Source organism: Allobosea sp. FBZP-16 (assembly GCF_002831785.1).
Taxonomy (GTDB): Bacteria; Pseudomonadota; Alphaproteobacteria; order Rhizobiales; family Beijerinckiaceae; genus Allobosea; species Allobosea lupini.
Genome location: NZ_LNCQ01000023.1, coordinates 494,826 through 511,278 on the forward strand (window position 1 = coordinate 494,826; position 16,453 = coordinate 511,278).

At 68.1% G+C, this 16,453-nt stretch carries 14 protein-coding genes; 4 read left to right on the forward strand and 10 right to left on the reverse strand.

The window, feature by feature from the left end; translation table 11 throughout:
* Positions 1-35 precede the first annotated feature (35 nt).
* From CXY91_RS12215 to CXY91_RS12250, 8 genes are all read right to left on the reverse strand, one after another.
* Positions 36-1,028: a hypothetical protein gene (locus tag CXY91_RS12215; protein WP_248307452.1), complete on the reverse strand. Its 993-nt coding sequence runs from the start codon at positions 1,026-1,028 to the stop codon at positions 36-38.
* 145 nt (positions 1,029-1,173) lie between these two features.
* A complete protein-coding gene (locus CXY91_RS12220; protein ID WP_100961615.1) occupies positions 1,174-2,304 on the reverse strand; it encodes a GNAT family N-acetyltransferase in 1,131 nt (376 codons plus the stop codon).
* Positions 2,301-3,521 (reverse strand): hypothetical protein, encoded by a 1,221-nt coding sequence (locus CXY91_RS12225; RefSeq protein WP_100961617.1) that lies wholly within the window; start codon positions 3,519-3,521, stop codon positions 2,301-2,303. The genes CXY91_RS12220 and CXY91_RS12225 overlap by 4 nt, the downstream gene beginning before the upstream one ends.
* Positions 3,518-4,399, reverse strand: coding sequence for a ThiF family adenylyltransferase (locus CXY91_RS12230; protein WP_100961619.1), 882 nt, complete (start codon positions 4,397-4,399; stop codon positions 3,518-3,520). The genes CXY91_RS12225 and CXY91_RS12230 overlap by 4 nt, the downstream gene beginning before the upstream one ends.
* Positions 4,396-5,358 (reverse strand): hypothetical protein, encoded by a 963-nt coding sequence (locus tag CXY91_RS12235; protein WP_100961621.1) that lies wholly within the window; start codon positions 5,356-5,358, stop codon positions 4,396-4,398. The genes CXY91_RS12230 and CXY91_RS12235 overlap by 4 nt, the downstream gene beginning before the upstream one ends.
* On the reverse strand, positions 5,358-8,765 hold the full coding sequence (locus CXY91_RS12240) for an acyl-[ACP]--phospholipid O-acyltransferase (RefSeq protein ID WP_100961623.1): 3,408 nt from the start codon (positions 8,763-8,765) through the stop codon (positions 5,358-5,360). Before CXY91_RS12240 ends, CXY91_RS12235 begins: the two co-directional genes overlap by 1 nt.
* A gap of 213 nt (positions 8,766-8,978) precedes the next feature.
* Complete coding sequence (locus CXY91_RS12245; RefSeq protein ID WP_091837337.1) at positions 8,979-9,257, reverse strand: YiaA/YiaB family inner membrane protein; 279 nt, start codon at positions 9,255-9,257, stop codon at positions 8,979-8,981.
* A 38-nt stretch (positions 9,258-9,295) separates the two neighbouring features.
* A complete protein-coding gene (locus CXY91_RS12250) occupies positions 9,296-9,988 on the reverse strand; it encodes a PspA/IM30 family protein (RefSeq protein ID WP_100961625.1) in 693 nt (230 codons plus the stop codon).
* Positions 9,989-10,096: 108 nt separating this feature from the next.
* Here CXY91_RS12250 and CXY91_RS12255 point away from each other — a divergent pair, with 108 nt between their 5' ends.
* The 3 genes from CXY91_RS12255 (at position 10,097) to CXY91_RS12265 (ending at position 12,577) form a co-directional block, all read left to right on the forward strand.
* Positions 10,097-10,714 (forward strand): TetR/AcrR family transcriptional regulator, encoded by a 618-nt coding sequence (locus CXY91_RS12255; RefSeq protein ID WP_100961627.1) that lies wholly within the window; start codon positions 10,097-10,099, stop codon positions 10,712-10,714.
* A gap of 103 nt (positions 10,715-10,817) precedes the next feature.
* Entirely contained in the window at positions 10,818-11,201 is a 384-nt protein-coding gene (gene copM, locus CXY91_RS12260) for a CopM family metallochaperone (RefSeq protein WP_100961918.1), read from the forward strand.
* 281 nt (positions 11,202-11,482) lie between these two features.
* Positions 11,483-12,577 (forward strand): lysylphosphatidylglycerol synthase transmembrane domain-containing protein, encoded by a 1,095-nt coding sequence (locus CXY91_RS12265; protein ID WP_199777415.1) that lies wholly within the window; start codon positions 11,483-11,485, stop codon positions 12,575-12,577.
* Positions 12,578-12,581: 4 nt separating this feature from the next.
* Here the strand turns inward: CXY91_RS12265 and CXY91_RS12270 are convergent, their stop codons facing one another.
* Positions 12,582-13,469, reverse strand: a complete 888-nt coding sequence (locus CXY91_RS12270; protein ID WP_100961629.1) for a DMT family transporter — start codon at positions 13,467-13,469, stop codon at positions 12,582-12,584.
* 139 nt (positions 13,470-13,608) lie between these two features.
* On the opposite strand from CXY91_RS12270, the gene CXY91_RS12275 reads away from it, so the two are divergent.
* Complete coding sequence (locus CXY91_RS12275; protein ID WP_199777431.1) at positions 13,609-14,163, forward strand: helix-turn-helix domain-containing protein; 555 nt, start codon at positions 13,609-13,611, stop codon at positions 14,161-14,163.
* Between the two features lie 6 nt (positions 14,164-14,169).
* Here the strand turns inward: CXY91_RS12275 and flhA are convergent, their stop codons facing one another.
* Positions 14,170-16,293, reverse strand: a complete 2,124-nt coding sequence (gene flhA, locus CXY91_RS12280; protein ID WP_100961631.1) for a flagellar biosynthesis protein FlhA — start codon at positions 16,291-16,293, stop codon at positions 14,170-14,172.
* Positions 16,294-16,453: the final 160 nt, after the last annotated feature.

Sequence of the window (16,453 nt, forward strand, 5' to 3'; positions counted from 1 at the left end):
GACCCGTCGCCGATTGTCCAGCCTTGCGGCTGCGTTCAGACAATCAGCTCCGCTACCGGCAGCCGGGCTCGCACTGCCGCGGGTGCCCCCGCGGCGAGGCCGAGCCTGAAGACGTTGACGAGGCGGCGACCTTTGGGAACGCCGTGTCGCTCGATAAGTTGCCTATTGCTTGCCGGCCGATCGGCCAGCACCGAGACCGGACAGGCGGCGAGCCCCTGCGCCGTCATCGCCAGCCAGGCCCGGTAGAAGGCGCGCCCGGTCACGAGCGGGTCCTCGCCCTCCGGCCGATGGAAGAGCGCGATGGCGCCGTTCGCGAACGTGCCGCGCTCGCTCACCAGCCTCGCTGCAAGACCCAGCCGACGCAGCGGCGGGAACAGCGGCCCGAGCACCAGCCTGGTGCCGAACGCGACCACGCCCGGCATCGCCATCGCCTCGGCGCTGAGCCCGTCGCGCAGATAGGCCGGATCCGATCGCGACAGCCGCATCCAGCGCAGCAACTCGGCACGATGGGCATCATCGCAGAGGAAGTGGAAGCCGGCCTCGTCGGCGAGCCGCGCGATCTCCCCCACCGCCGGCGGATCGCGAACAAGCAGCAGGTCGGTCGACGAAGCCGCCAACCCATCCAAAGCTGCTTCGCCGGCTGGACCGAGGGCACGGAAACCACCGCGCCAGCTGATGCGGCTGGCGACCAGATCGGCCAGCTTATCGAGAGCGCCACCAGCTGCGGTAACAATACGCGCCACCGGCAACAGATCTCCCGAGATTGCGGCTTCAGTCGCAGGCTCGATCTCGACGATCCTCAGCCCGTGCCGGCCGAGCGCCAGCGACAGCCCTTCAACCGCGGCACCGTGCGAGAGCCTGACATCGTGCCCCGTGGGATCGGCGGCCGGCAGGCGTCGCGCGACGTCCGCCAGCAGGAGCAGTTCATCGTCGCCGACAAGCCGCCAGCGCGTCGGCTGGATGTTGTGGACGCTTGGGGCCAGCCGGACCTCGGCGAGCAGGTCTTCGAGAAGAGAAGGGTCGAGCATCAGCCTGCGTCACCCATAGATGTCATCCCGGACAAGCCGCCGCAGGCGGCGCCGATCCCGGCTCCATGCCTGAACCGTTCCGGAATGGGTCCCGGGTCTAAGCTTCGCTTCGCCCGGGACGACCAGATCAGGAATCAAGGCGTCATCATGAGACAGCATCGTGGTCGATCAGGCTCTTGCCGAAGAGGTGTAGCCGATGCAGCGGCTTGGCGCCCGCTTTCTGTGCCTGCCTGAGGCTCGGCCCGTTGACGTCGGCGATCCAGGTGCCGCCGAGCTCGTCATAGCCAGCGGCCTTGAGCGCGCTCGTCACCTTAAAGAGCATGGCGCCGTTGAGCCCGCGATTATGGAAGGCGCGGCTGACCGACTGGTAGACGATGACGGCGCGCCGGTTGGTCCAGCGATGCCACAGGAACCGAAAAGGAAAGCTCGGGCCGATCCGCCCGCCGGCCGCCTTCACCAGCGGGTTGAGATCGGGGATCGCGATGATCGCCCCGACCGGCTCGCCCTTGTGGTGCACCACGGTCGAAATCCGCTTGTCGATCACCCACATCATGTCGCCGGCCTGGAAGCGATATTCCTCCGCCGTCGGCGGCACGAACATCGGGTTGGCGTCGAAGCCGTCATTGAGGATGAGGCGCGACTCTTCCAGCCGCTCGGCGAAATGCCGTCGGTCGATCGGCATCCAGCGATAATCGGGATCGGCGAGGATCGCCTTTTGCTTGTCGCCGAGCAGCCCGGAAGGGTCCACATCGGCCAGCGCGATCCGGAAGGTCGTCATCGGGAAGGTCGGCGCATAGCCGTTCGCCTCGAGCAGCTGCGCGATATGCGGCGGGCTGAAGAGCATGTCGGTGAAGGGCGCGTTCTCGAAGCCGCCGGTGACGACGCCGGCCTGCTGCATCGCGGTCAGGTTGAAGTTGCCGACGAGCTCCGCCATGCCGCGCTCGCGCGCCCAGCTCTCGGCGGCACCGAGCAAGGCCGAGGCGATCTCGGGGTCATCGGCGCAGTCGAAATAGCCGAACTGGGCCCGAGCCGTGCCGTGGCGCGCATTCGAGGCGTCGTGGATCGCAGCGACGATGCGTCCGAGCGGTCGCCCGTCCTTCAGCGCCGTGAACAGTTCGAAGCGACCGTGCCCGTCCCTGACCAGCGGATTGCGCTTGGGATCGAGCATGCGATCGAAATCTGACCACATCGGCGGCACATAGGGGCTGTCGGCGGGATAGACCTCTGTCGTGACGGCAAAGGCGGCCTTGCGGTCGCTACTGGTGATCTCGATCATGCCGGGACCTTGCTCGGTGCGCTCGCCAGGAGCCGGCGCACCAGCGCCAGCGCGGTCTCGGTCGCCGGATCGTCAGAGACCACCGGCACGGTCAGCAGCAACAGGTCGAGCGGTTCTTCGCCGAGCACGAGCAGATGGCTGGCGGAATGGGCCGCCATCAAGGCCGCGAGCCGTTCGGCGACCGGATCGGTCGGCGGCCAGGGCCAGCTTCGCCCGGAGGCATGGAGCACCCCGATCTCGCGCAGCGCCGGCTTCAGGATGGCAGGATCGTAGTCGCGCAGCTCCGCCTCGCCGAGCCGCCGGGCATGGCTGAACAGCGGATGCCCGGCGAGCAGAGCGATCAACGCCTCCCGCGTCTCCGCCCGCGAATGGGCGAGCGAGCCGAGGACGCCGGGCGCCGTCGCATCGAAGAGGCTCGACAGCGCATCGACTGCGAGCGCAATGGCGAGCACGCCGGCGAGCGTCACGGCGCAGAGTCTCACGCCGTGGGCGAGGTCGGCACCGGGCGTGACATGCGCGGCGGCCGCTCCGAGCAGCAAGGCCGCCGCGACGCGCACGCCGAGCAGGTAGAAGCCTTGCCGGCGCGTGGGAGCCGCTCCACCCGTGACCAGCACGATCGAAACCAGCAGCAGTGCGCCGACACCGCCGAGCCGGACCGGCATGTCGGGCATCAGCTCCCGGAAATCGCTGAGCGCGAAGGGCAGGATCAGGAAGGCGCAGAGCCCCAGCCGCCAGACGCTGGTGTTCTCCGCCTCGGTCAGCGAGGCCGGGTCGCGCCGGAACAGCAGCACGCCGCAGAAGGCGACCGTCAGGAACTGAAAACCGGCCAGCGCCAGATCATAGGCCCAGTGATGATCGGCGAGGCCGACGAGGCTGCCGAGCACGAGCAGGCCAGAGCCGGCGAGCACGGCGATCTTGCCTGCGCGCGGCGCATGCCGGCGCAGCATGCCCTCGGTGACGATCAGCGCCCCCAGCGGGAACAAAGCGGCGCAGGCCAGCGCCAGCCGCTCGAGCAGCACGCTGCCGCTCCACCAGCTCAGGCCACGCAGCAGGAAGAGCGCGGCGACGAGCCCCATCGCCACGAGGAAGCGCGTCGTCAGCGCCCCGCGCGGATCGCGCCGGCGCAAGGTCAGCATGGCGACGGCGAGCCCCAGCGCGCCGCAGATGTCGACGATGGAATCGGCGACCAAAGCGGGATTGGCGAAGCCGCCATTCATAGCCCGGCCACCATCTTGGCCAGCGCCCGCACCACGAACGGCTTCAGCAGCGCCGCAATCGGCGCTGGCAGAGGCCGTTCGACCGCCGGCCGATGGGGATTGAAGAACCAGCCGCGGCAATCGGTGCCGGTGCGCCTGCCCAGCACGAGCGCGATCGCCTCATAGGCCATCATCATGCCGGTGGTGATCACCATCGGCGCGAAGGACATGCGGCTGCGCCGGCCTGCCGCGACCTCGCCGGCGATGGCAAGGTCGACATGGTGGCGCGAGCGCGAATGCAGCATCACATGCGTCACCTCGCACAGCAGCGCCGTGCGCTTGTCGTCCTCGCCGAGCGTGCGCCAATCCTTGCCGAGGGTCGGGAAGCCGAGGCGCTCTTCCGGGCGCGGGTCTTCCGGCCGAACCACGATCACCGAGGGCAGCGGAGCCATATAGGCGTCGATCACGCTGGCGCCGGCGGCTTTCGCCGTGCGGTAGAGATGCAGGCCCGCGGCGATGTCGTCCATGCCGTTGACGATCACCTTGCAGCGCCCAGCGATCTCCGGCAGGCGCTGCGCCCATTGCGCGCCGAGCACCTCGATCTCGATCTCCGGATTGATCGCGCGCGCCGCCTCGGCGGCAGCTTCCGCCTTGGGCTGGCCGACCGTGCCGGCATTGGCGAAGACCTGCCGGTTCAGGTTCGAGATCTCGAAGACGTCGATATCGGCGATGACGAAACGGCCGACCCCGGCCCGGACCAGCGCCATGAAGGCGGCCCCGCCCATGCCGCCGACGCCGCAGACGAAGACCGTCGCCTGCCGCAGACTTGCCTGCTCAGTCTCGCTGACGAAGCCGATATTGCGGGTGGTGAAGAGCTCGTAGCTGAACCCGGGAATCATGGCTTCGTCCTCGCGGTGCGTGGACGCAATGTGCCGCAACGCCTGCCATCGTCGAGCCAATGCAGCAAGGGCAGCACCAGCCTCTGCAGCAGCAGGAAGGCGGAAGCGCCGATCAGCCCCGGCAGGGAGGCCCGCGGCACCTGCCCGAGCAGGTAGCGCCGCGCCGCCGCCAGATCCATGCGGCCGAGCTGGAGCACGTCGTCGCCGCGCTCGTAGTCGAGCGTCTCCCGGCAGAACGCGTTGTAGCTGGCATCACGATGCTGGGCGGCCTGCTCGAAACTCTTCTTCAGATCGTCGGAGCCGCCGGTATAGGCGTCGGTGATCACCGAACGGGCTTCCTCGAAGCCGGCTTCCTCGCCCACGCCGAAGACGTGGCGGTGCCCGCGCATGATCTGCCGGGCGAGGGTCAGATGCGCGAAGCTTTGGCGGCTGCCGGCATCCGGCGAGGGATAGACGTCGGAGAAGGTCTCGCAGACCATGCCGACCACGCTGGGGACCTGCGTCACGTTCGAAATCCAGCGCGGCCTGAGGCCCCCGCGCACGAACAGCACCAGCACGGTCAGGCCGTAGAGCACCCAGGAGAGCCCGCGCCCGCGCACCTCGGGATCGACCATGACGAGGCCGAGATGCGTGACCTGCTCCGGCTCGCCGTTGAGCTGGAGCTGCATCTGCGCCAGGGCGTTGAAGGCGACCGGGCGCCCGGTCGCCGTCTCGCTGATCAGGGTGACGATGCTCTGGCTCAGGCGCTCGCGCTCACCGGAGAAGACGCCATAGGTCAGCGCGCCCTGCGCCAGCGTCCGCCCCGCCACGGTGCGCAGCTGCTCGACCAGCGCCGCGAGCTCGGCATCGTCCAGCACCGCGCCCGGCCGCTCGATGATCCGCGTCGTCAGGCCCGGCGCGGTCGCGAGCGTAAGGTCGAGCGTCGGCCGCCGCAGCGCCTTCAGCCAGAAGCCGAGCATCAAGCCACCGCCGGGGCGGGGGCCTGGCTACGCTCCTTCACCAGCCTGGAGATGCCGGCGAAGTCGAGCTTGCCGGAGCCGAGCACCGGCACGGCCGGCACCACCATCACCTCGGCCGGGATCATCAGGTCGGCGGCGCCCTTGCTCTTGGCGAAAGCCTGGAAGGCGGCGCGCGTCGCGTCCTTCTGCTGCGTCACCAGCACAAGCCGCTCGCCCTTGCGGGCATCGGGCAGGCTGGCGACGCCGGAGAGCACGCCCGGCCAGCATTCGGCGGCGAGCGCCTCGACCGCGGCGAGCGAGACCATCTCGCCGGCGATCTTGGCGAAGCGCTTGGCGCGGCCCTTGATCGTGACGAAGCCGTCCTTGTCGATCACGACGATGTCGCCGGTGTCGTGCCAGCCCTCGGGCGGCGGCTCGAGTACGCCGGGGTTCTCCGATTTGAGATAGCCCAGCATGATGTTCGGCCCGCTTACATGCAGCCGGCCGCCCTCCTCGACGCCCGGCATCGGCTCGAGCCTGGCCTCCATGCCGGGCATGATCCGGCCGACCGTGCCGAAGCGGTTGAACATCGGCGTGTTCAGCGCCAGCACCGGCGCGGTCTCGGTCACGCCGTAGCCTTCGAGGATGCGCAGGCCGAACTTCTCCATATAGGTCCGCCGCGTCGTGTCCTTCACCGGCTCGGCGCCGGCGACGATGTAGCGCAGCGAGCGCAGATCGTAGGGGTGCGCGGCGCGGGCATAGCCGGTGAGGAAGGTGTCGGTGCCGAACAGGATGGTGGCGTTGCAGCCATAGACCAGCTCCGGCACCATCCGGTAGTGCAGCGGCGACGGGTAGAGATAGACCGGCACGCCCGAGACCAGCGGCAGGACGAGCCCCGCCGTCAGGCCGAAGGAATGGAAGACCGGCAGCACGTTGAAGACCTTGTCGCGCCGGCCGAAATCGATCCGGGCCGCGGCCTGCGCCGCATTGGCCAGCATGTTTCGGTGCGAGAGCACCACGCCCTTGGGCGCCCCTTCCGAGCCCGAGGTGAACAGGATCGCGGCGCGATCCGAACCCTTGGCCTCTTCGATCGGCGTGCCATGGCGCCAGAGCGCCTTGAGCTTGTCTCCAGTCGAGACGGTGGCGCGCACGTCTTCCAGATAGACGATGCGAACCTCGGCCTGCAGCGCCTCGATCAATGGCCCCATCCGGCCCTTCTCAACGAAGGCGCGCGAGGTGACGATGGTCTTCACTTCAGCCGCCTTGCAGGCCGCGGCGATATTACTCGCGCCGGCGGTGAAGTTGATCATCGCCGGCACGCGCGCCGCCGACATCAGGCCGAGCAGCGTCACCGCCGCACCATTGGCGTTGGGCAGCATCACGCCGATCGCCTCGCCCTTGCCGGCCAGCGGCATCAGCTTGCGGCCGAGCACCTCGGCGCCGATCAGCAGGCGCTTGTAGGTGAGGCTTCCGGTGATCGGGTCCTCGACCGCGACGCGGCCCTTGCCGTTGACCACAGCCGCTTCCGCCACCGCCGAAAAGACGCTGCGGTCGATGTCGGTGGTCTTGAAGATCAGGTCGGACATGATCTGGTAGAGTGCCGCACCTGCCGCCTGGCGCCGCGGCTTGCCCTTCAGCTCTTCCGGGACGGACAGCGAGACCGGCTCCAGCACGGTGACCTGCACCTTGGGGAACCAGCGCCGGCGCACCTGCTCGCGGGTCAGCCGCGAGAAGATCGTCGCCTCCAGCCCCTCGATCCGGACCGGCACGACCTTGGTCCCCGACTTCTCGGCGATCATGCCGACGCCGTCATAGACCTTCATCAGGCTGCCGGTGACGGTGAGGCGCCCCTCGGGGAAGATCACCAGGCTCTCGCCGTTCTTCACGGCGTTGATCAGCGAGCGCGTCGCCAATGGGCGCGACGGGTCGAGCGGCATGGCGCGCGTCAGCTTCAGGAAGGGCTTCACCCACCAGCGCTGGGCGATGCCGTGGTCGATGGCGAAGACCGGCTCCTTGTCGAGGATCGAGAGCGCCAGCGCCGCATCGAGGAAGGAGACGTGGTTCAGCGCGATGATGGCGTTGTCGCCGGCCTTGGCGATGTTCTCGCGGCCGGTGACCTCGACCCGGTAGAAGGCGCGGAACAGGATCGACAGGAAGTCGCTGAGCGGATTGGTCGGCAGCGTCCGCAGGATCCAGACGGACGCCGCGATGGTCAGCACGCCGATCAGCAGGAAGAGATGGCTGAGCGTCAGGCCCGCCGCCTGCAGCAGCGCGACAACGACGGCCCCGGCGACCATGAAGGCGGCCGAGAGCACGTTGACCGCGGCGACGATGCGGGCGCGTTTGTCGGCCGGGGCCCAGGCTTGCGCCGCGGCGAAGGACGGCACGACGAAAACGCCGCCGGCGATGGCGAGGCCGGCGAGATCGATGCCGACGCGCCAGGCGGCGGGACCCGCGAAGAAGGCGCCGATATCCTGCGCCGGCTGATGCGCGACGATGCCCGAGACTGCCCAGCCGAGATCGAGCGCGAACAGGCCCATCACCACGCCGGCGACCGGCACCGGCAAGAGCACGATGCGCCCGCTCGACAGGAAGGAGCCGATGCCGGAGCCGACCGCGATCGCGATGGCGAAGATGCCGAGATAGGTAGAGACGACCATCTCGGTGCCGCCCATGCCGTTCTTCACCAGCGAGGGCAGGAGCGACATCACCACCGCGCCGATCAGCCAGAACAGCGAGACCATGACGCCGGTGCGCCACAGCCTTGCATCGCCCCACAGATCCCTGAGCAGGTCGCGGGTCGAGCGCAGGATGTTGCGGTCGACAACGAGATCGGGTGCCGCTGGCCCGGTCTTCGGGATGAACAGCGTCGCGACCCAGCAGGACAGCGCGAAGACCAGGATCAGCAGGCTGAGCTGCGCGGCATCGCCCCCTTCACGCGCCGTCAGGCCGCCGGCAATGGTGCCGAGCAGGATCGCGATGAAGGTCGCGCCCTCGATCAGGGCGTTGCCGGCAGGCAACTCCTCAGGCTTCAGATGGTCGGGCAGGATGCCGTATTTGATCGGCCCGAAAAGCGCCGCGATCACCCCGAACAGGCCGAGCGCGACGAACAGCACCGGCACGGAATGCAAGGTGAAGCCGAGGACTGCGACCGCCGCCGCGCCGATCTCCGCGAGCTTGAGCCGCTGCGCCATCACCGCCTTGTCGAACCGGTCGGCCATCTGGCCGCCGACACCGGAGAGCAGGAAGAACGGCGCGATGAAGAGCCCGCCCGCCAGGGTCACCAGCGCTTCGCCATGCGAGCCGGCGAGCTTGTAGAGAATAATGAAGACCAGCGCGTTCTTGAGAAAGTTGTCGTTGAAGGCGGAGAAGAACTGCGCCCAGAACAGCGGGGCGAAGCGCCGCTTCAGCATCAATGTGTCGATCATGGCGATCTCACGGGAAGGGACAGAGAGGTTGCATCGGCCAGGCTTTAGCAACTCTTGCCTGCGCCGGCCGATGTGGCGAAGCGGTTAAGTGAAGGTGACCGACAGAACCGTCATTGCGAGGAGTATTGCGACGACGCAATCCAGGGATGGCAGAGCGAGACCTTTTGGATTGCTTCGCTCCGCTCGCAACGACGATCGGCACCGTAGCGACACTCACAGAGCCGGCTTGCCGACGTCCATCAGCAGGCGCTCGGTACGGGCATCCTCGATCCGGTTCACCAGCTTGGACGCCTCGTGCATGTCGCGCACCGTCTTGGTCATGGTGATGCAGGACTGGACCAGCATCACGCAGCCCATGGCGAGATAGCCCTTGGCCCACCAGTCGAGCGGCAGGAACAGGATTCCGGCGCCGACCATGGCCGCCGCGGCGAAGAAGGAGGCGTAGGTGAAGCTGACCCAGGCGCCGCTATGGGGCTGTACGTTCTGGTTCATGGTTTGCTCCCGTCGGGTGCGTTTGCAGATGAAAGAGATCAATTCGCCTGGAGTTGCCGGCTGCGCAGCCGGTCCAGCACATCATCAGCCGTGCTCCGCAGCCTGGGGCCGAAGCCCTTGGCGGCGAGCTTCTCGGTGACCGAGGCCGCGGCCGCGCCGTCGAGTTCGTCGAGCGCGGTGTCGGCCGCCTCCGCCTCGACCTGGCGCTCGCGCAGGCGCTTCAGCGTCTGCTCGGCCTCGGCCAGCGTCGATTCATGGGCAGGTCCGGTCTCGATCCGGCCCTGCCGCATCTGGCGTACGGCCTCCGAAGCGCGGGCGAGGCGCCGGCCGCGGTCGAGTTCGGCGATGCGCGCCTGGGCCTGGCCGATATGGCGGCGCAAGCGGACGATCTCGGCGGCGAACAGCGCCTGCGCGCCCGCCGCCGCATCGCGATCGGCCTCGAGGGCGGCGATCGCCTCGGCGCCCTCGCGGGCGAGAACCTCGTCGCCGGCCGTGAGCGCAGCGGCGACCCGATGCTCCAGATCGGCGATGCGAGCGGCGCTGGCGGCGAGCCGCTCGCTCTCCTGTCGGTCCTGTGCGATCGCGACCGCAAGTGCCTTCTTGGCGCGCTCGAAAGCGCCGGCGGCATCGCGCATCTGCTGGTCGAGGATGAGGAGCGCGTTGCGATCGGCGAAGCGCTCCTCGGCAATGGCGGCGCTGCCGCGGACGAAGGTGAGAAACATCTTGAACATTGACGCTTCCTTGCTATGAACGTTGTTCAAGAAACAAGGCATAGCCCAATCATGAACGTCGTTCAAGGAATATCTTGAACGACGTTCACAAAATTTGAGATTGACGGAATGACCACGACGGCAGCGCGCCGCGAGCGGCTACGCACCCAGTTGATCGACGCAGCCGAGAAGGCCATTGCCGAGAAGGGGCTGGCCGGCCTGAAGGCGCGCGAACTGGCGCAGGAGATCGGCTGCGCGCTCGGCGCGATCTACAATCTCGTCGCGGACATGGACGAACTCGTGCTGCGCGTCGGCTCACGCACGCTGGCACGGCTCGATGCGGCGCTGAGCGCGGCCGAGGGCGAGGATGCGCCGGCCTGCGCGGATGCCGCAGCCGACAGGCTGGTCGCGGTCGCCCTCGCCTATTGCGCCTTCGCCCGCGAGAACCTGCAGCTCTGGCGCATCCTGTTCGAGCACCGCATGGCGGAAGGCGCGGTGGTGCCGGACTGGGCGGTGAGCGAGCAGATGACGCTGTTCCGCCACATCCTCGAGCCGCTCAGCGTGCTGCTGCCGGATCGCGCCGAGGCGGAGCGCATGCTGATGAGCCGGACCCTGTTCTCGGCCGTGCACGGCGTCGTCGCGATCGGGCTGGAGCAGAAGCTGATCGCCGTCCCGCATCGCGATCTCGATCGCCAGATCGAAGGTTTGGTCCGCCTTGTCTGCAGGGGGCTCACTGCCCCGGCCTGAGGCTGGCGAGCGACAGCCGGATCGCCAGGCCCGCCGCGCTGATGACATGATCGGCACTGAAGGTTCGGGCATATCGGATCCGGCCTCCCGAAAGGACATCAGCATGACCACTACCCGCAGCCTCCTGGCGGGCGCCGCCCTCTTCGCCACGCTCGGCCTCGCCGGCTTCGCGGTCGCGCAGGGCCATCAGGGCCATGGCAGCCATGGCGCGACGACGCCTGCCGCCGCCAATACGGCCGCGACGCAAGGCTACAAGGCCGCCAACGACAGGATGCACAAGGAGATGGACATCGCCTTCAGCGGCGACGCCGATGTCGATTTCGTCCGCGGCATGATCCCGCATCACCAGGGCGCCGTCGACATGGCCAAGGTCGTGCTCGCCCATGGCAAGGACCCGGAGCTGCGCAAGCTCGCCGAGGGCGTGATCACCGAGCAGGAGAAGGAGATCGCCTTCATGCGCGCGTGGCTGAAGCAGCGCGGCAAGTAGTGCCTGTCGCCTACCTTGGGTTGGTGACGATCCAGGGTAGGTTTCCCGCCGCCGCTTGCCCTGCAAGGCCGGCACTGGCAGAGAGGCGCTTCAGAGTCTGTTTGACACCTCCGCCCTCATCCTGAGGAGCCGCGCAGCGGCGTCTCGAAGGATGCTCCAGATGGTTCCGGAGCCTCCTGAAGCATCCTTCGAGACGCCATGCCTGCCGCATGGCTCCTCAGGATAAGGGCTCAGGAGACTTGGCGAACGGTCTTTCTCGTCTCCGGCTGCTCGCGGGTTCGATGAAAAAATACCTCGACTATCTCTGGCCCCTGATCGGCCTCGTTGCTGTCGTCTGGTCGGTCGACCTGCTCTGGGACAAGCTCAAGGCCGAGGCCCTGACCAATGAGGCCGTCGCGGCCCAGCTCGAGCAGGCCGGCCTCTGGGAATCGGTCCGGATCGTCGCCACCGGGATCGGCCAGAAGATCGCGCTGATCCCGCCGACCGCCTTCTTCCATGCCGGGCTCGCGACGCTCGTCGCCTATGCCGCGCTCGCCTGGTACGACCGGATCGCGCTGCTGCATCTGCACCGCGAGAAGGGCATCTCCTGGGCCTATATCTCGCTCTGCTCCTTCGTCACCTACGCGCTCTCGCACAATATCGGCGCCTCGGTCTTCTCCGGCGGCATGGTGCGCTACCGCGCCTATCACGCGAAGGGCCTGAGCGCGCCCGAGATCGCGGTGCTGGTGGCGCTCTGCTCCTTCACCTTCGCTTTCGGCACGATCCTCCTGATGGGGTGCGTGCTGATCGGCGAACCGCAGATCCTGCGGCCGCTGCACCGGCTTTCCGACTGGTTCGGCATCGGCGACAAGCAGGCGCGCCTGATCGGCTTTGGCCTGCTCGCCTTCTGCGCGCTTTACACGGTCGGTGCCTGGCTGCGCTTCAAGCCGCTCAGGATCGGTTCGTTCGAGCTGGTCTATCCGCGTCTGCCGATCGTCGCCAGGCAGTACTTCGCCGCCCCGCTGGAGCTGATGGGCGCCGCCGGCATCATCTATTTCGCCCTGCCGGAGCAGGGCAATCCCGGCTTCTTCATCGTGCTCGGCGCCTTCCTGATCTCGTTCTCGGCCGGCCTGCTCAGCCAGGTGCCGGGTGGGGTCGGCGTGATGGAGGCGGTGTTCCTGGCGGTGATGCCGGGGGTGCCGGCCCCGGCCGTTTTCGCGGCATTGCTGGTCTGGCGGATGTTCTACCTGATCATTCCGCTGGTGATCTCCCTGCCGATCGTGCTCGCATTCGAGCGGACCCAGCTACGCAAGGCCCTGGCGCACGAGACGCAGGTGAAGGCACAGGAGCAGGCAGCGGCCAAGGCCGCGGCCCTGCACATCGACAAGCCGGAGTAAGGCCTCAGCGCTTCAGCGCGATCGCCGCCGCGCCGAACATCAGGAGGCTGCCGATCGCTTCGGCGGGGCCGAACGGCTCGCCGAGCGCAAAGACGCCTGCTCCGACCGCGCCCGCCGGGCTGATGAAGGCATAGAGCCCGGCCCGGAAGGCGCCCCAGTCGCGCACCAGCCTGAGATAGATGGTGAAGCCGATCAGCGAGCCGCCGATCACCAGCACCGCGACCGCCGGCAGCACCGGCCACGAGACCAGCGCGGCGAAGTGGGCCGGCTTCACGTCCTCCAGCAGCGCCGACATCAGGCAGAGCCCGAAACCGCCGATCAGCGTCTGCCAGCCGGCCAGCGTCAGCGTTGGGATGCGGCCCATCACCGGCCGCGACCAGACCGCGCCGAAGCAGTAGAGCAGCGTGCCGGCCGCGACCGCGGCCAGGCCCCAGAGCTCGAGCGGCCCGCCTTTGGCCGCGGCGAGGCCGCCCAGCGCCCGCGTCGAGAACAGGAAGCCGAGGCCGACCGCGCCAAGCCCGATCGCCGCGAGCTTGCGCCCCCCGATCGCATGGCCTTCGATCAGGTAGCTCGCGATGATGGTGAAGATCGGGATGGTCGCGAAGTTGACGATCGCCGCGAGCCCGGTCGGCGCCTGCGCCGTGCCCCAGAACAGCAGGGTGTAGTTGCCGGTATTGAGCAGCAGCGCGGTCATGACGACGCGCGGCCAGGCTGCAGCCGGCACCTTCAGCACGTCCCGCCCGGCCCAGGCCAGCATCAGCGTGCCGGCGATGACGAAGCGCGATGCCGCCAGGAAGACCGGCGGAACATGCTGGGCGCCGACCTTGATCGGCAGCCAGGTCAGGCCCCAGACGAGGCACATCAGCGCGAATAGGACGGCGTTGCGGGACATGGCTGCGCTTAACGATGGGGAGATGGAAGGACCAATGCCGGTCCGGCATGCGGCCATGGCTTTGATGGAGGAGCGCCTGCGCCGTCCTCTGGCCAACGCCCGTGCCGCGCTCTATTATAAGAGAATAGAAGGTATGATGATGGACGATCTCGCGTCAAGATTGGCTGAACGGCTGCGTGGAGAGCGCGAGGCGCGCGGCTGGAGCCTGAATGATCTCGCCGAGCGCTCGGGCGTCTCGCGCGCCATGATCAGCCGGATCGAGCGCGGCGAGGCGAGCCCGACCGCGGTGCTGCTCGGCCGGCTCTCCGGCGCCTTCGGCCTCACCCTGTCGAACCTGCTGGCGCGGATCGAGAATGCCGGCGAGCGGGTTCGCCGCGCCAAGGACCAGCCGCTCTGGCGCGACCCCGAGACCGGTTTCGTCCGCCGCGCCATTTCTCCGGCCGGCAATGGCGATCTCGAACTCGTCGCCGGCGAACTGCCGCCGGGCGCGGCAATCGCTTATCCCGCCAGCTCCTACGCCTTCATCCGCCAGCAGATCTGGATGCAGTCGGGCCTGCTCGATTTCGACGAGGGCGGCGTCGTCACCAGACTGGAGGCCGGCGACTGCATGGAGCTAGGCCCGCCCAGCGATTGCCGCTTCAGCAACCCCGGCACCGAGCCGGCGCGCTATCTCGTGGTGGTGAGCAGGCGCTGAGCGCCGTCACACGCTCCCGACCGTCCGGAGCTTCGCCCGCGGGTGGATCTCGCTCTGCGAGAGCACCGGAGTCTCGCGGCGGAAGCGCTCGATGATCTGGCGCACGAAGGGCCGCGCCATGCCCGAGGTGACCAAGGCCGGCATCTCGCCGAGCCGGGCCGCGTCCTCGAACTTCTCGCGCACCTGATGGACGAAGTCCTGCAGCCGCGAGGGCTGCATGGCCAGGTGCCGGTCCTCGCCCTGGCCGACGATCGATTCGGCGAAGACGCTCTCCCAGGCCGGCGACATGGTGATGATCGGCAATTGCCCGTGCTGGTTGGAGAACTGCGCGCAGATCTGGCGGGCGAGGCGGACGCGGACATGCTCGGCGATGTCGCGCGGGCTCCTGACGCTGCCGGCGACCTCGGCGATGCCCTCGACGATGGTGGCGAGGTCGCGGATGGAGATGCGCTCGGACAGCAGGAGCTGGAGGACGCGCTGGATGCCGGTGGTCGAGATCTGGTTCGGCACGATCTCCTTGACCAGGTCGGCGTGGTCCTTCGGCAGTTCGCGCAGCAGCTTCTGCACCTCGCCATGCGAGAGCAGCTCCGGCATGTGCGACTTCAGCACCTCGGTGAGATGGGTCGAGATCACCGTCGCGGCGTCGACCACGGTGTAGCCGCGCAGTTGCGCCTCGTCCTGCAGCGCCCCGTCGATCCAGGTCGCCGGCAGGCCGAAGGTCGGCTCCAGCACATTGTGGCCTGGCAGCGTAACGCTGCCGCCCATCGGATCCATCGCCATGTACTGTCCGGGATAGACCATGCCGTGGCCGGCATCGATCTCCTTGATCTTGATGAAGTAGTGGTTCGCCTCGAGCTGGACGTTGTCGACGATGCGCACCGCCGGCATGACGAATCCCAGTTCGGCGGCGAGCTGGCGCCGCAGGGCCCGGACCTGGTCGGTCAGCCGGTCGGCACCCCCCGGGGCGTTAACCAGCGGCAAGAGGCCGTAGCCGATCTCGATCTTGAGTTCGTCCAGCTTGAGCAGGTCGTTGAGCGTCTCTTCCTTCGGCGTGCCGTCGGGCGCGAGCGGCGAGGCCGCCTGCGCCTGCACGGCAGCCTCCGACTCCCGCGCCTTGGCGAGCTTGCCGAAATGCCGCGCCAGCCAGCCCGAACCGCCTGCGAGCACAAGGAAGGGCAGCATCGGGATGCCCGGCAGGACCGCGATCAGCAGCATCACCGCTGCCGACATGCCGAGCGCCTTGGGGTAGCCCGAGAGCTGCTTGCCGAGCGCCTTGTCGGCGGCGCCGCGCACGCCCGACTTCGAGACGAGCAGGCCGGCCGCGGTCGAGACGATCAGCGCCGGGATCTGGCTGACCAGGCCGTCGCCGACCGTCAGCAGGGTATAGCTGTGCGCCGCGGCGCTGAAGCTCATGCCCTGCTGCGCGACGCCGATGATGATGCCGCCGATCACGTTGATGAAGGTGATCAGGAGGCCCGCGATCGCGTCGCCGCGCACGAACTTGGAGGCACCGTCCATCGAGCCGAAGAAATTCGCCTCGTCCTCCAGCGCCTTGCGCCTGACCTTGGCGACGTCCTGGTCGATCAGCCCGGCCGAGAGGTCGGCGTCGATCGCCATCTGCTTGCCAGGCAAGGCATCGAGGGCAAAGCGCGCCGCGACCTCGGCGATACGGCCCGAGCCCTTGGTGATGACGACGAAGTTGACGATGATCAGGATGGTGAAGACGATCACCCCGATCACGAAGTTGCCGCTCATCACGAAGTTGCCGAAGGCTTCGATGACGTGGCCTGCAGCAGCAGTGCCCTCATGGCCATGGGCGAGGATGAGGCGCGTCGAGGCGAGGTTGAGCGCGAGGCGCAGCATCGTCACGATCAGCAGCACGGTCGGGAAGGCCGAGAACTCCAGCGGCTCCTCGATGAACAGCGCCGTCATCAGGACGAGCACCGAGAGGATGATCGAGAGCGCCAGCAGCATGTCGAGCAGCATCGCCGGCAGCGGGAAGATCAGCACCACGAGGATGCCCATCACGCCGATGGCGAGGAACAGGTCCGGCCGGTTGAGCAGCGCGCCCATCTGGCCGCGCGTCGGCATCGCCATGCCGTTGCCGCTGCCTGCCGTCACATCGCTCATCGAAGAACCGCTCCCACGCGCCACCCCTCCGCGAAGAGCAGCCGTACCCGGCAATTCTTGCCGGGCTCATGGTGAACGAGTGGTTAAGACCCCTCAAAAAATCCCATCTGGAACCTTTCTCTGAACGGACTGTTATCGGATGGCCGCCTTCCGGCCGCAT